9 protein-coding genes and 1 pseudogene are annotated in these 14,232 nt (G+C 69.0%); 9 read left to right on the top strand and 1 reads right to left on the bottom strand.

Annotation, left to right across the window (positions count from 1 at the left end):
• The first annotated feature begins 1 nt into the window (after position 1).
• The 6 genes from AC6CH2_RS21305 to AC6CH2_RS21330 all read left to right on the top strand — a co-directional run bounded on the left by AC6CH2_RS21305 (position 2) and on the right by AC6CH2_RS21330 (position 7,676).
• Positions 2-1,939: a TonB-dependent siderophore receptor gene (locus AC6CH2_RS21305; protein WP_498270964.1), complete on the top strand. Its 1,938-nt coding sequence runs from the start codon at positions 2-4 to the stop codon at positions 1,937-1,939.
• A gap of 52 nt (positions 1,940-1,991) precedes the next feature.
• On the top strand, positions 1,992-2,948 hold the full coding sequence (locus AC6CH2_RS21310; RefSeq protein ID WP_498270965.1) for a GHMP family kinase ATP-binding protein: 957 nt from the start codon (positions 1,992-1,994) through the stop codon (positions 2,946-2,948).
• Positions 2,948-4,015 carry a pyridoxal-phosphate dependent enzyme gene (locus AC6CH2_RS21315; RefSeq protein WP_498270966.1) on the top strand — a complete coding sequence of 356 codons (1,068 nt, stop codon included), beginning with the start codon at positions 2,948-2,950 and terminating at the stop codon, positions 4,013-4,015. Before AC6CH2_RS21310 ends, AC6CH2_RS21315 begins: the two co-directional genes overlap by 1 nt.
• 24 nt (positions 4,016-4,039) lie before the next feature.
• Entirely contained in the window at positions 4,040-5,380 is a 1,341-nt protein-coding gene (locus tag AC6CH2_RS21320) for an ATP-grasp domain-containing protein (RefSeq protein WP_498270967.1), read from the top strand.
• A 172-nt stretch (positions 5,381-5,552) separates the two neighbouring features.
• Positions 5,553-6,437, top strand: coding sequence for a Rossmann-like domain-containing protein (locus tag AC6CH2_RS21325; RefSeq protein ID WP_498270968.1), 885 nt, complete (start codon positions 5,553-5,555; stop codon positions 6,435-6,437).
• 9 nt (positions 6,438-6,446) lie between these two features.
• Positions 6,447-7,676 carry an MFS transporter gene (locus tag AC6CH2_RS21330; protein ID WP_498270969.1) on the top strand — a complete coding sequence of 410 codons (1,230 nt, stop codon included), beginning with the start codon at positions 6,447-6,449 and terminating at the stop codon, positions 7,674-7,676.
• 136 nt (positions 7,677-7,812) lie between these two features.
• Here AC6CH2_RS21330 and trmL read toward each other — a convergent pair whose 3' ends face one another.
• Positions 7,813-8,277 carry a tRNA (uridine(34)/cytosine(34)/5-carboxymethylaminomethyluridine(34)-2'-O)-methyltransferase TrmL gene (gene trmL, locus AC6CH2_RS21335; RefSeq protein ID WP_498270970.1) on the bottom strand — a complete coding sequence of 155 codons (465 nt, stop codon included), beginning with the start codon at positions 8,275-8,277 and terminating at the stop codon, positions 7,813-7,815.
• A gap of 152 nt (positions 8,278-8,429) precedes the next feature.
• Between trmL and AC6CH2_RS21340 the strand changes: the two genes are divergently transcribed.
• The 3 genes and pseudogenes from AC6CH2_RS21340 to AC6CH2_RS21350 all read left to right on the top strand — a co-directional run bounded on the left by AC6CH2_RS21340 (position 8,430) and on the right by AC6CH2_RS21350 (position 13,279).
• On the top strand, positions 8,430-11,327 hold the full coding sequence (locus AC6CH2_RS21340) for a M16 family metallopeptidase (RefSeq protein WP_498270971.1): 2,898 nt from the start codon (positions 8,430-8,432) through the stop codon (positions 11,325-11,327).
• A 354-nt stretch (positions 11,328-11,681) separates the two neighbouring features.
• Positions 11,682-12,005: pseudogene (locus AC6CH2_RS21345) on the top strand (DUF4156 domain-containing protein); the annotation flags it as partial.
• Positions 12,006-12,256: 251 nt separating this feature from the next.
• Entirely contained in the window at positions 12,257-13,279 is a 1,023-nt protein-coding gene (locus AC6CH2_RS21350; RefSeq protein ID WP_435395179.1) for a 3-oxoacyl-ACP synthase III, read from the top strand.
• The last annotated feature ends 953 nt before the right edge of the window (positions 13,280-14,232 follow it).

Genomic DNA, 14,232 nt, shown 5'->3' on the forward strand with positions numbered 1-14,232 from the left:
GATGAGAGGACACGCACTGGCCTGGACCCTGGGACTGATCGCCGCGACCGCGACGAGCGCGGTGCAGGCGCAGCGCACCGACGACAACGCCGTCACCGCGGCCGAGGACGCGTTCGGCGCCACCCTCGGCAACGAAACCATCGGCCTGTACAGCACCAAGCAGGTGCGCGGCTTCTCGCCGGTCGATGCCGGCAACGTGCGCATGGACGGGGTGTATTTCGATCGTCAGGGCACGGTGCCGCCGCGCCTGGTCGAGGGCTCGACCATCCGCGTCGGCCTGTCGGCGCTGAGCTATCCGTTTCCGGCGCCGACCGGCATCGTCGACTATCGCCTGCAGAAGGCCGGCGACGAGCGGGTGATCAGCGTGGTCGGCGCGCTCAACGCCTACGGCGCGCCGGCCTTGGAACTCGATGCGAAGCTGCCTTTGATCGAGGGCCGGCTCGGCCTCGCTGCTGGCGTCTCGTATGCGCGCGAGGAGTACTACGACGGCGCCGACGCGCGCTATCTGCGCGCCGGCGTGGTGCCGCGCTGGCGGCCGAGCGAGAACGTCGAGATCCTGCCGTTCTGGAGCATCTCGCGCGGCCGCGACGAGGAAGTCGCGCCGACCATCGTCACCGCCGGCAATCATCTGCCGCCGAAGATCAAGCGCCGCCGCCATTTCGGCCAGACCTGGGCGGACAACGAATACGACAGCCGCAACTACGGCGTGCTGGGCAAGGCGCGCTTCGGCGACGACTGGGCCCTGACCGGCGGGGTGTTCCGTTCGATCAACAACATGCCGAGCGGCTTCGCCGAGCTGTTCGTCGACACCGGCCGCGACGGCCTGTCGCGCGAGAAAGTCATCGCCGACCCGCGCCAGCGCTCGGCCTCGACCAGCGGCGAGCTGCGCCTGAGCCGCAGTTTCCGCGAAGGCCCGCGCCTGCACGTGCTGCACGTCGCAGCGCGCGGCCGCCGGCTCGACAGCGAGTACGGCGGTTCGGCGCCGGCCCTGGACTTCGGCGTGCGGCCGCTCGGCGAAGCCTTGCCGATGCCCGAGCCCGCCGCGTTCGCGTTCGGCCCGCGCACCCACGATCAGGTCCGCCAATGGACCGGCGGGCTCGCCTACGAGGGGCGCTGGCGCGAGGTCGGCGAACTCAGTATCGGCATCCAGCGCAGCCGTTACGAGAAAACCGTCGACCAGCCGGGCCTGCCGCGCACCGCCACCCGCGACCAGCCCTGGTTGCCGAACGCCAACGTTTCGGTCTACCTCGGCAAGCGCCTGGCCTTGTATGCCGGCCACACCCGCGGCCTGGAGGAAAGCGGCATCGCCCCCGACGACGCGGCCAACCGCAACGAGGCGTTGCCGGCGATCCGCACCCGGCAGAGCGACGCCGGCCTGCGCTGGGCCTTCGCCGACGGCATGAAACTGGTCGCCGGCGCCTTCGACGTGCGCAAGCCTTACTTCACCACCGACGAGCGCAACGTCTATGGCGCGATCGGCGAGGTGCGCCACCGCGGCGTGGAGCTGAGCCTGAGCGGCCGGCCGACCGATGCGCTGAACCTGGTCGCCGGCGCGGTGTTGATGCGGCCGCGGGTCAGCGGCGAAGCGGTGCGCCTGGGCCGGGTCGGCGACCGCCCGATCGGCCAGACCGAGCGCGTGCTGCGCGCCGATCTCGAATACCGGCCGCCGTCGTGGTCGGGGCTGTCCTTCGACCTGTCGATGAGTCACTACGGCGAACGCATCGCCTCGCGCGACGGCGTCAACCGCGTGCCCGCCTACACCCTGGTCGACGTCGGCGCGCGCTATCGGTTCCGGCTCGGTTCGGCGCCGGCGACCTTGCGCCTGTTGGTCGCCAACGTCGGCGACACCTACACCTGGAACATCTACGGCAACAACAGTTTCGGACTCACCGACGGGCGCCGCTACGTGGCCCAGCTCGCGGTCGATTTCGACGGTTAATTCGACGGTTCACTCGACGTTTCATTCGATGTTTTTGGGGGGGCGTGCGGCCATGCTGAGGCAGGAGCGGTACCGCGACAACGAACACGCGCGCACTGGGGCCCGCGCGCAGGCGCAGGCGCAGGCCACGAGCGAATACGAACCGACGCCGAGGATCTACAGCGGCGTCTGCCACGGCACGCTCGGCGAGCTGTTGCAGGGGCCGTACGCCCAGGACGGCGAGCTGCACATCGGCCTGATCTCCCTGCCGGTGCGCAAATACAGTTGGGTCCACTTCGCCCCCGGCGAAGACGGCGAGATCGCCGTCGACCTGGCCGGCAAGGACAAATGCCGCCAGGCGATCGCGCTGTACCTGCAGGCGCACGGCAAGCGGCTGCCGCGCGGACGCTGGAGCCACGATTCGGAGCTGCCGCTGGGCAAGGGCATGGCCAGTTCGACCGCCGACATCGTCGCGACCATCCGTTGCCTCGACCGGATCTTCGGCCTGGACACGGCGCCGGCGGCGATCGCCGACCTGCTGCGCGGCATCGAGCGTTCCGACAGCGTGTTCCTCGACACGCACGCGCTGTACCTCAGCGGACGCCAGCAGGTCGTGCAGGCTTTCGATACGCCGCTGCGCCTGCATGCCTGCTACATCGACGAAGGCGGCACGGTCGAGACCGAGAAATGCGCGTCTGCGCTGCTGGCCCACTACCGGCGCCACCTCGACGCCTACCAGGACAATCTCGCACGCGCGCTGCAGGCCTTCGCTATGCACGACCTCGCCGGCATCTGCGCCTGCGCGACGCGCAGCGCGGAGCTGGCCCAGGGCGTGATCGCCAAGCGCCATCTCGATGCGTTGATCGAGCGCCGCGGCGAGTTCGCCGCCGACGGCCTCGTCGTCGCTCACACCGGCAGCCTGCTCGGCTATCTGTTCGTCGAGCGGCCCGGCGCCGCGCGCATGGGCGAGCTGTCGGCCTTCTTCCGCGGCCTGGGTCACCAGTGCCGTTTCGCCGAGACGGGGTTCTGATGAGCGTGCACACGCATATCGCCGACGCGATCAAGGCGCCCGACCTGATCCGGCTGGGCGCCAATCTGTACGTCGCGCGCTTCGAGACGATGAAGGTCTACTCGACCCTGGTCGCGGTCGAGCGTCTGCTCGCGAGCGGCCGCATCCGCCGGGGGGCGACCCTGATGGACAGCTCCAGCGGCATCTACGCCTATGCCCTGGCCCTGGCCTGTCACAAGTACGGCCTGCATTGCCACATCGTCGGCTCCAAGACCGTCGACCGCACCCTGATGCTGCAGCTGCGCATCCTCGGCGCGACCATCGAACAGGTGGAGCCGCAGGCGACCCTGAAGATGGACCAGAGCCTGCGGGTGACGCGGATCCGCGAGCTGCTCGACAGCCGCCCCGACGTGCACTGGATGCAGCAGTACCACGACGACATCCACTACGACGGCTACGAGCCGGTCGCGGCGTTGCTGGGCGACAGCCTCGGCGGCGCCGCGCTCAGCGTGGTCGGCGGCGTCGGCTCGGGCTGCTCCACCGGCGGCCTGGCGCGCGCCCTGCGCGCGCACGACGAGACGGTCGAACTGATCGGCGTGCAACCCTTCGGCAGCATGACCTTCGGCTGCCAGCACATCGAAGACCCCGGCATCATCATCGCCGGCATCGGCAGCTCGATTCCGTTCCGCAACGTCCGCCACCGCCTGTACGACCAGATTCACTGGGTCTCATTCGACTACGGCCTGTCGGGTTCGGTGGCGCTGCTGCGCGAGCACGCGGTGTTCGCCGGCCTGTCGACCGGCTGCTGCTACCTGGTCGCCGCGCACGAGGCCGCGCGCCGGCCCGAGCGCAACGTGGTGTTTCTCGCCGCCGACACCGGCCATCGCTACGTCGAGGGCGTGTTCGCCCACTACGAACAGGCGTTGGACCCGCGCGGCCTGGAGCCCAAGCCGATCGCCTCGCTCGACGAACTGGCCCTGCCGTGGTCGGCGATGGCCTGGGACCGCGCCGATTTCGCCGCCGACTCCGCCGAACCCAACGAGCGCGCGGCGTCGTCGCCGCGCGATGCGGCGCTCGCCGCGCACTGAATCCCTTCCCTGGAGCAAGCACCCATGGCGCATTTGTTGATGATCGAAAGCTGGGTCGGCGGCACCGGCCGGATCTTTCCGCCCGCGATCGGCCGGCTCGGCCACCGCTACACCTTCGTCACCCGCAACCGCGGCCACTACCGCGATGCGCGCTCGCAGGAGATCCACCCGGTCATCGACCACGCCGAGCACGTGCTGACCGCCGAGACCAACGACGTGCCGGCGCTGATCGAATTCCTGCGCGCCCAGCACGCGATCCTCAAGTTCGACGGCGTGGTGACGATCTGCGACTACTACATCGACACCGTGGCTCAAGTCGCCCAGGCCCTGGGGCTGCCGCAGGCGTTCTCGGCCAACGTGGTGATGGAACGGCGCAAGGACCAGGTGCGCGAGGCGATCGAACGCGCCGGCCTGCCGAACCCGAAGTTCGCGGTGACCGGATCCTGGGACGAGACCCGGGTCGAGGCGCAGCGGATCGGCTATCCGCTGATCGTCAAGCCGACCGACCTGGCCTCGAGTGCGTTCGTGCGCCTGATCGACGACGAGCAGGAGCTGCGCGCGGCCTTCGATGCGCTCGAGCAGTTTCCGCGCAATTTCCGCGAACAGGCGCGGGTGCCCTTGCTGTTGCTGGAGGAATATCTTAGCGGCGAGGAATTCAGCGTCGAAGCCTGCACCTACCGCGGCCGCACCACGGTCATCGGCATCACCGACAAGAGCCTGACCGGCTTTCCGTATTTCATCGAGGACGGGCACATGTTCCCGGCCCGACTCGAACCTGCCCAGGCCGCGGCGATCGAAGCCCTGGTGCTCGGCGCGCTCGACGCGGTCGGGCACGACCACGGCATCAGCCACACCGAGGTCAAGTTGACCGCGGAAGGGCCGCGCATCGTAGAGATCAATCCGCGCCCGGGCGGCAACTACATCGCTGAGTTGATTCAACGGGTGACCGGCATCGACCTGCTGGATGCGCAGATCGAACTCGCGCTGGGCCGCGAGCCGGACCTGGGGCGCGCCGAAACCGGCATCGCCAGCGCGGCGATCAAGTTCCTGGTGCCGCCGCGCGCCGGCCTTGTGCGGGCGATGGACGGCGCCGAAAGTCTGGAGACCGATCCGAACATCGCGCGTTGGAGCCTGAGCGCGGTGGCCGGCAGCGAGGTCGCCGCGCCGATCGACAACGCCTGTTACCTCGGCCATGTGATCGCGGTCGATCGCGAAGGCGGGCAGGCGCGCGGGTATGCCGAGCGCGCGTTGGGACGGGTCCTACTGCGTTATGCGGATACCGCCGAGGGTCCGGATGCCGCGGCGGATCGCGTAGAGCAGGCTCAGGCTCGCGACGATGCACGAGCGGAGCCGACAGCGGCCTGATCGGCGCCTGGGTACCCATGTCTTCGCTACCTATCCGCGGTTGCCGGGCTGCCCCCCCTTTGATGAGGGAGTAGGGGGATCTGCTTTTCAGTGCGCCCCCCGGCTACAGCACCACAGCAACAGCAACAGCCGCACCGCCCCCCCGACACCACTCTTTCCCGAGATCGACGACATGACTCTTCCCGCCGTAACGGCCATCGATACCGTGCCTTCCTCCGGCCATCACGCGCCCGCCGACGTCGCCGCTCTCATCGAAGCGGTGCTGCGCGGCGACTACGGTCCCGATCCGGCCTCGCTGCACGCGGTCGGTGCGTTCTGGGTGCGCCAGAGCACCCAGTTCCCGGGCACCGAGACCAAGTACCGCAACTACTACCTGGTGCTGCGGGTGGAGTCGGGCTTCGGCGGCTGCTGCGTGGAACGCGACCAACTCGATTCGGCGATCGCCGAGGAACTGTCCGGATGCAGCGTCGCCGAGTTGCTGCGCGATCAGCGCACGCCGGTGCGGGTCGCCGCGCTCGATGCCTACCTGTCGCTGGTGCGACCGCATCGCGAGGCGGCCGAGGCGCAGGTGTTCATGCTGCCGCACGGCACGCCGCTGGAGCGGGCGCGCGCGCGCGACGAGGCCATCGCCGGCCTGCTCAAGATCGAGCCGGGCATGCGCGTGGGCCTGATCGGCGTGGTCAACCCGCTGGTGGCGGCGATCCAGGCCCAGGGCGGCGTGTGCCTGCCCTGCGATTTCAATCTGCAGCGCACCCAGGACGGCACCGAGGTCGTGCGCGACATGCGTCCGGTGCTGGCGCAGGCGGACATGGTCATCGCCACCGGCATGACCCTGAGCAATGGGTCCTTCGACGAGATCCTCGCCAGCGCGCGCGCGCGGGGCATTCCCTTGATCGTCTACGCCCAGACCGGCAGCGCGATCGTGCCGCGCTTTCTCGGCCACGGCGTCGCCGCGGTGTCGGCCGAGCCGTTTCCGTTCTCGCAGTTCAGCGCCGACCCGACCCCGATCCATCTGTATCGCGCCGCGACTGCCGGCGCGGCGCGCGCGGCGGCCTGAGGCGAATCCATGAACGCGAGCCCGCCGCTGCAGGCCGGCCTTCCGCTCAGCGCCGACGCGCGCCGGCGCGGCCTCAACGGGCTGCTGGTCTACACCTTCTTCATGGTGACCGGCTTCGCCATGTTGATGCCGCTGGTCGCGGTGCACTTCGTCAACGACGTCGGCCTGGCCGCGGCGGCGGTCGGCCTGGCCCTGGCGGTGCGGCAGCTGACCCAGCAGGGCCTGGCCCTGGTCGGCGGAGTACTGTCGGACCGCTTCGGCGCGCGCCGGATGATCTGCCTGGGCGTGCTGCTGCGCGCGGCCGGCTTCGCCAGTCTGGCCTTCGCCGACGATCTGCCGCTGCTGCTGGTCGCGATGGCGGTGTCGGCGCTCGGCGGGGCGATGTTCGAAGCGCCCTACCAGGCCTCCATCGCCGCGCTCACCGACGAGCGCACCCGGCCGCGTTACTACGCGATCAGCAACTGGGTCAGCGGCGTGGCGACCACGCTCGGGCCCTTGCTCGGCGTCGCCCTGCTGCGATTCGACTTCCGCGTGGTCTGCCTGGCCGCCGCGGCCTGCTTCGCGCTCAACTTCGTCATCGCGCTGCGGCTGCTGCCGCCGGTAGAGATGCCCGAGCGGCCGCCGCCGCTGCGCCACGGCCTCGACCTGGTCCGCCGCGACCGCGCCTTCCTGAGCCTGGTCGCGTTGATGACGGCGTACTGGTTTCTCGCGGTGCAGATCAACATCAGCCTGCCGTTGCTGGCGCAACGCCTGACCGGCGAGGTCGACAGCGTCGGAGTGATGTTCGCGGTCAGCGCCGGCCTGACGGTGTTGCTGCAATACGGCCTGGTGCGCTGGCTGGAGCGACGCCTCAGCACTGCCCAGGTGCTGGTGCTCGGGGTGGTGCTGATGTCGCTGGCGATCGGCGCGATCGGTTTCAGCGGCGGCTTCGCCGGCTTCCTGGTGTGCATCGGCGTCTTCGCGGTCGGCGCGGTGATGACCCGACCGACCCAGCAGACCCTGATCGCCGGCATGGCCGATCCGCGCGCGCTCGGCACCTTTCTCGGGGTCAGTTCGCTGAGCCTCGCGATCGGCGGCGGCCTGGGCAATGTCGCCGGCGGTTGGCTGGTCGACCTGGCGACCGCGCGCCACTGGCCGTGGCTGCCGTGGACGGTGTTCTGCGCGATCGGTCTGCTCAACGCCTTCGGCTTGTCGCTGTTGCTGCGCGCGCCGCGCGCGCAGGCTCTGCCGGCCGCGTGAGCGGCGTCGAGGTTCGCGGACTTTGCTCCCTCTCCCGCACCCGAAGGGCAGGGGGAGTCTTTTTCTTGCAGCGGCAAGTTCTTCAGTGGCGGCGCCTCCCGCCGGACCCGGCGCGCCTGGCGCCTGCTTGCAAGGCTCAGGCGCCGCCGGCGAAGTCGTGCTGGCGCCAGGCCTCGAACACCACCACCGCGACCGCGTTGGACAGGTTGAGGCTGCGGTTGTCCGGACGCATCGGCAGGCGCAGGCGGTGCTCGGCCGGGATCCGGTCGAGCACGTCCTCGGGCAGGCCGCGGGTCTCCGGGCCGAACACGAAGGCGTCGCCGGCGGCGTAGCGGGGCTGGTCGTGGCGCACCCGGCCGCGCGTGCTCAATGCGAACAAGCGCGGCGGCGCGATCGCCTCCAGCGCCGCGGCCAGGCTGTCGTGCACGCGCACCGCGGCGTACTCGTGATAGTCGAGCCCGGCCCGGCGCAGTTGCTTGTCTTCGAGGGTGAAGCCCAGCGGCGCCACCAGGTGCAGGCGGGCGCCGGTGTTCGCGCACAGGCGGATCGCGTTGCCGGTGTTGGGCGGGATCTCGGGCTGGTAGAGGATGACGTCGAACATCCGCGCATTATGCGGGCCGCGGCCGCCGCTCGCAGCCGCAACGCAGGCAGGGCGTCACACCCCACATGACCGCCGGCCTAGTGCCTGGGCGGGCCGACCCGCCTAGGATGGCGGTTTCGTCCGTGCGCGGACGACCCCAGCCAGGAGTGCCCATGTCGCCGAAATTCCCGTTGTTCCCGAACGCGCCGCGCGCCGCCCGTCCGCGCGCCGCCGCGCTCGCCCTGGCGCTGGCGACCGTGCTGGCCGGCACGGTCTGCGCGCCGGCGCTGGCCGCGAGCGCCGATGCCGGCGCGAAGGCCGAGGTCTCGATTCCGTATGAAGAGTTCACCCTGCCCAACGGCCTGCGCGTGATCGTTCACACCGATCGCAAGGCGCCGATCGTCGCGGTCAACGTCTGGTACCACGTCGGCAGCAAGAACGAGCAGGCCGGGCGCACCGGCTTCGCGCATCTGTTCGAGCACCTGATGTTCCAGGGTTCCGAGAACCACAAGGGCGAGTTCTTCGCACCGTTCGAACTGGTCGGCGTGACCGACCAGAACGGCACCACCAACCAGGACCGCACCAACTACTTCCAGAACGTGCCGACCACCGCGCTCGACATGGCGTTGTGGATGGAATCCGACCGCATGGGCCATCTGCTCGGCGCGATCGACCAGAAGACCCTCGACGAACAGCGCGGCGTGGTCCAGAACGAAAAGCGCCAGGGCGAGAACCAGCCTTACGGCCGCCGCATCAGCGCCAAGCTCTACGAAGCGCTGTACCCGGCCGATCATCCCTACAGCTGGCAGACCATCGGCTCGATGGCCGACCTCGACGCGGCCTCGCTCGACGACGTCAAGACCTGGTTCCGCAGCTGGTACGGCCCCAACAACGCGGTGCTGGTGCTCGCCGGCGACATCGACCTGGCCACCGCCAAAGACAAGGCGCTGCGCTACTTCGGCGACATCCCGGCCAGCGCGACCCTGCCCGACATGGCCGCGCGCGTGCCCAGGCGCGAGCGCGACACCGAGGAAACCGTGCCCGACCGCGTGCCGCAGGCGCGCGTCTACCGCGCCTGGCCGGTCGCCGAATTCGGCAGCGCCGACGGCACCGAGCTGGCGCTGTTCGCGCAGGTCCTCGGCGGCAGCGCCGCCTCGCGCCTGGACGCGCGCCTGGTCCACGCAGACCGCATCGCCGACAGCGCCAGCGTGTCGATCAACGATGCCGAGATCAGCGGCACCCTGGTGGTGGTCGCCAACGTCAAGCAGGGCGTCGACCCGGCGAAAGTGCGCGCGGCCATCGACGAAGAAATCCGGCGCCTGATCGAGCAGGGCCCGACCGCGCAGGAGCTCGAACAGGCCAAGACTTCCAGCCGCGCCGACTTCGTCCGCGGGATCGAGCGCATCGGCGGTTTCGGCGGCAAGTCCGACGTGCTCGCGCGCTGCGCGGTGTTGCTCGGCAAGCCCGACTGCTATCGCGACGAACTCAAGGAGCTCGCCGCGGCGACCCCGGCCAGCGTCCAGGCGGCCGGGCGCAAGTGGCTCGGCGTCGGCTCGCACACCCTGATCGTGCTGCCCGGCGACAAGCCGGCCTCGTCGCTGCCGGAGACCGTGCGCGCCGCGCCGGCGACCCGGCCGGCGGCGATCCCGCCGGCCGACCCGCGCTTCAAGACCGTGGCCTCCACGGTCGACCGCAGCGCCGGCGTGCCGGTCACCCAGCGCTTCCCCGACCTCGACTTTCCGACGCCGCAGCGCGCGCGCCTGGGCAACGGCATGGAAGTGGTGCTGATCGAACGCCACGAAACCCCGGTGGTGCAGCTGGCGATGGAATTCCCCGGCGGCTTCAGCGCCGACCTCGGCAAGAAGGTCGGCACCGCCAGCTTCAGCATGGCCATGCTCGACGAAGGCGCCGGCGACTACGGCGCGCTGCAGCTGTCGGCGCGCAAGGAAGCGCTCGGCGTCGAGCTGTCGTCGAACGCCAGCCTCGACAGCGCCAACGTGGCGATGTCGGCGCTGACCGACAAGCTCGAATCCTCGCTGGACCTGTTCGCCGATGTCGTCCGCCGCCCGCGCTACGAGGCCGCCGAAATCGAACGCGTGCGCGCGCAGTGGCTGGCCGGGATCAAGCAGGAGAAGGCGCGACCGCAGACCGCGGCGCTACGGGTGTTGCCGCCGCTGCTGTACGGCGAGGGCCACGCCTATGCGATTCCGTTCACCGGCACCGGCACCGAGGCCTCGATCGCCTCGCTGAGCCGCGACGACCTGGTCGCCTTCCATCGCGATTGGCTGCAGCCCGACCGTGCGCGCGTGTTCGTGGTCGGCGACACCACCCTGGCGCAGATCGTGCCCCAGCTGGAGCGCCGCTTCGGCGACTGGAAGGCCGGCGCCGACGCACCGGCCCTGCCGTCGCTCGCCACGGTGGCGCGACCGAAGGCGCCGCGGGTGTTCCTGGTGGACCAGCCCGGCGCGATCCAGTCCAACCTCTACGTCGGCGAACTGATCGCGCCGACCGGCGACCCCCGCACGATCGATTTCGATTTCGCCAACGGCGTGCTCGGCGGCGAATTCAGCTCGCGCCTCAACATGAACCTGCGCGAGGACAAGCACTGGGCCTACGGTTCCTACAGCGGTTCGGGCAACGCCAAGGGCCAGCGGCCGTGGATCGCCCAGGCCGCGGTGCAGTCGGACAAGACGGTCGAGTCCTTGACCGAGCTCAAGCGCGAGATCGAAGCCTTCGCCAGCGGCAGCGCCCCGATCAGCGCCGCCGAGGTCGCCAAGATCCGCGCCTCGAACACCCTGAGCCTGCCGGGCGCTTACGAAACCACCGACGCCCTGATGGCACAGGTCAGCGCCGATCAACGCTATGGCCGTCCCGCCGACTACATCCTCGAGTACAAGGCGCGTAACGAAGCGATGACCCCGGCCCTGGCGCAGGCCGCGGCGAAGACCCTCGATCCGGCCGCGCTGACCTGGGTCGTGGTCGGCGATTTGTCGAAGATCGAGGAGCCGATCCGCGCGCTCAAGCTCGGCGAGGTCAAGGTGATCGACCAGGACGGCAAACCGGTGCGCTGAGCCGGTCGGCTGGCGTCATGCAAAGCGACGGGCCGTCTCTTCGGAGGCGGCCCGTTGTTGTTTGTGGTGCCGTCGCGATGGCCGCAACGGCAAAAAGCTAACTCCCGCGTCCGCTTCGCGGGCGCCGTTGCGTTTTTTAACGCGGGCAGGGTCAGGCCGTTCTGTCGCCAGGCTTGCGGCGGACAGTGAGCCGAGCCGTTCGCATCCATCGCCTCGCCTCCCCAAGATGAATCCCCCCTTTTGCAGAGCGGCGGGGGTGCTTTCGCTTTCGCTCTCTCCGGTCAGCGCCCATTCCTACCGCGCTCAGCCGATTCCGGCGACAATGCGCGCGATCGCTTCCCTAACGAGGTTTCCATGCGCGCGTTGGCCATCGTCTCCGTGGTTTCGACTCTGGCCCTGCTGGGCTCGGCCTGCACCTGGGTGCCGATGGCGCCCGGCGCGCAGGCGATACGCGTGCTCTCGGCCGGCGCGCCGCCGTCGGGTTGCGAGAAGCGCGGCGAAGTCGTCGTCGCGGTCAAGCACAACGTCGCTTTCTACGAACGCAACGCCCTGCGCGTGCGCGAAGAACTCGAGACCCTGGCGCGCAACGAAGCCCCCGGTCTGCAGGCCGACACCATCCAGCCGATCGCGGCGCCGACCGACGGCCAGCAGCGTTTTGCCGCCTACCGCTGCGGCCCCGGCGCGGCCCCGGCTGCGCAATCGGCGCCTTCCGCGGCCGCCCAGACCTATCCGGTAGGCGGCTAAGCCGGGTTCCAAACCCTCGCGTACGGCCTGATTCAGGCCTCCGGCGGCGTCCTAATCCACTGTTTTTAAAGGAATTTAAGGCGCTGTGCCCACGTCGGGCACCGGCCACGGGCCTACCCTGGCTGATGCATAGGGGTCGTGAAGGCGCTAATCTGTCGCACTTTGTCCGCGAAGGGTTTGCGCCCATGCTGTTCCAACACGTCGCTATTGCCGGGCTCGCTCATGTCGATGCTCCGCGCAGGCTGACCTCCGACGAAATCAACGCCCGCCTCAAGCCGACCCTCGATCGCCTCGGCATCAAGGTCAATGTCCTGCAGGACGTGGCCGGCGTGCACGAGCGCCGTCTGTGGGACGGCGAAATGCGCGCATCCGATGCCGCCACCCTGGCCGCGGTCAAGGCGCTCGCCGATGCGGCGGTCGACACCGATCGGATCGGCCTGCTCGTCAACACCTCGGTCAGCCGCGACTACCTGGAGCCGTCCACGGCCAGCATCGTCGCCGGCAATCTGCGCCTGGGCGAGAACTGCCAGAACTTCGACGTCGCCAACGCCTGTCTCGCCTTCCTCAACGGCATGGACATCGCCGGGCGCATGATCGAGCGCGGCGAGATCGACTACGCCCTGGTCGTCGACGGCGAAACCGCCAACCTCGCCTATGAGAAGACCATCGAGCGCCTGAGCAAGGCCGACGTCACCGAGTCGCAGCTGCGCGACGAGATGGCGACCCTGACCCTCGGCAGCGGTGCCGCCGCCATGGTGCTGGCGCGCGCCGAACTCGCGCCGGGCGCTCCGCGTTACCGCGGCGGCGTGACCCGTTCGGCGACCGAGTGGAACCAGCTCTGCCTGGGCGACCTGCATCACGACCGCATGGTGGCCGACGGCCGCATGCTGATGATCGAAGGCCTCAAGCTCGGCCACAAGACCTTCGCCGCGGCCAAGGCCGCGTTGGGTTGGGCGGTCGAGGAACTCGACGAATTCGTCATCCACCAGGTCAGCCGCGCCCACACCCAGGCCTTCCTCAAGGCCTTCGGCATCGACCCGAAGAAAGTCATGACCATCTTCGGCGAGCACGGCAACATCGGCCCGGCCTCGGTGCCGATCGTGCTGAGCAAGCTGCGCGAGATGGGCCGCCTGAAAAAGGGCAACCGCGTCGCTCTGCTCGGCATCGGTTCGGGCCTGAACTGCTCGATGGCCGAAGTGGTCTGGTAACACGCGGCTAAGCGCGGCGCGAGCCGACGCGGTCGAATACGAAAAGCCCGGTGCGCAAGCATCGGGCTTTTTGCTTTGTGCAGTTGAGTGACGGCACGGGGCTGGATGTCTTGTTTTGAGACGACATTTTCGAAGCCCCGAATACGCGCAACCGCCCGTGTTTTCTCTTCGCCCTTGACTTCGCGTTGGCTTGGTTCGAAAGAGATTGGCGCAGCCTCAAACTTGCGATGCGAGAGTAGACCCGGAGGGCGGCGCGCAGGGATGCGCGCCGTTTTTCATCGGGACAGGGAGGTCCCGTATGAAAAAGCCCCGCGTCGGCATCGAACACACGCGCCCTTGATTCAAAGAAAAGCACTTTTCTTTGGTTACCTTTCTTTTGTTGCTTCAGACAAAAGAAAGTAACCCGCCGCTTTAGTGGCGGAAGCTTTGGGTTTGGGCTTGATCTTGATCTGACCCTTACCTTACTTGACAGAGACACCGCAAGACCGTCGCAGCGATGTCGCGGCTTGCGCCGCTCCTACCCTGGCGATGGCTCGCCGCTTCGATGAACAGCGACGGCCCCGTCATCTTTGCGCGTTCCGTGGTCGCGACTTACGTCGCTCCTACAAAAGGGGGGGCTGTAACGCCATGCCGCGAATCCGCGCCCTGTAGGAGCGACGTAAGTCGCGACCGCGACACCTCAATCTCGCGCCGGTGCTGGCGGCAGCCCGTCAGGGTAGGAGCGGCGCAAGCCGCGACCAAGGGGCGCGCAGAGCCCGCAACGCGGGAGCTACCCGTCGAAGCCGTTAACTCTCGCGGGGGTAGGAGCGACGCAAGTCGCGACCGGGCCCTCTCCGGTTGCGACGCTTCTTGCCGCAGCGCGGTGAAGCAAGAGCAAAGCTTCCGCCCCCTAAAGGGTGCGGGTAACTTTCTCGTCCAAAGCAACAAAAGAAAGTCACCAAAGAAAAGTGCTT

Source organism: Lysobacter sp. GQ73 (genome assembly GCF_059758755.1).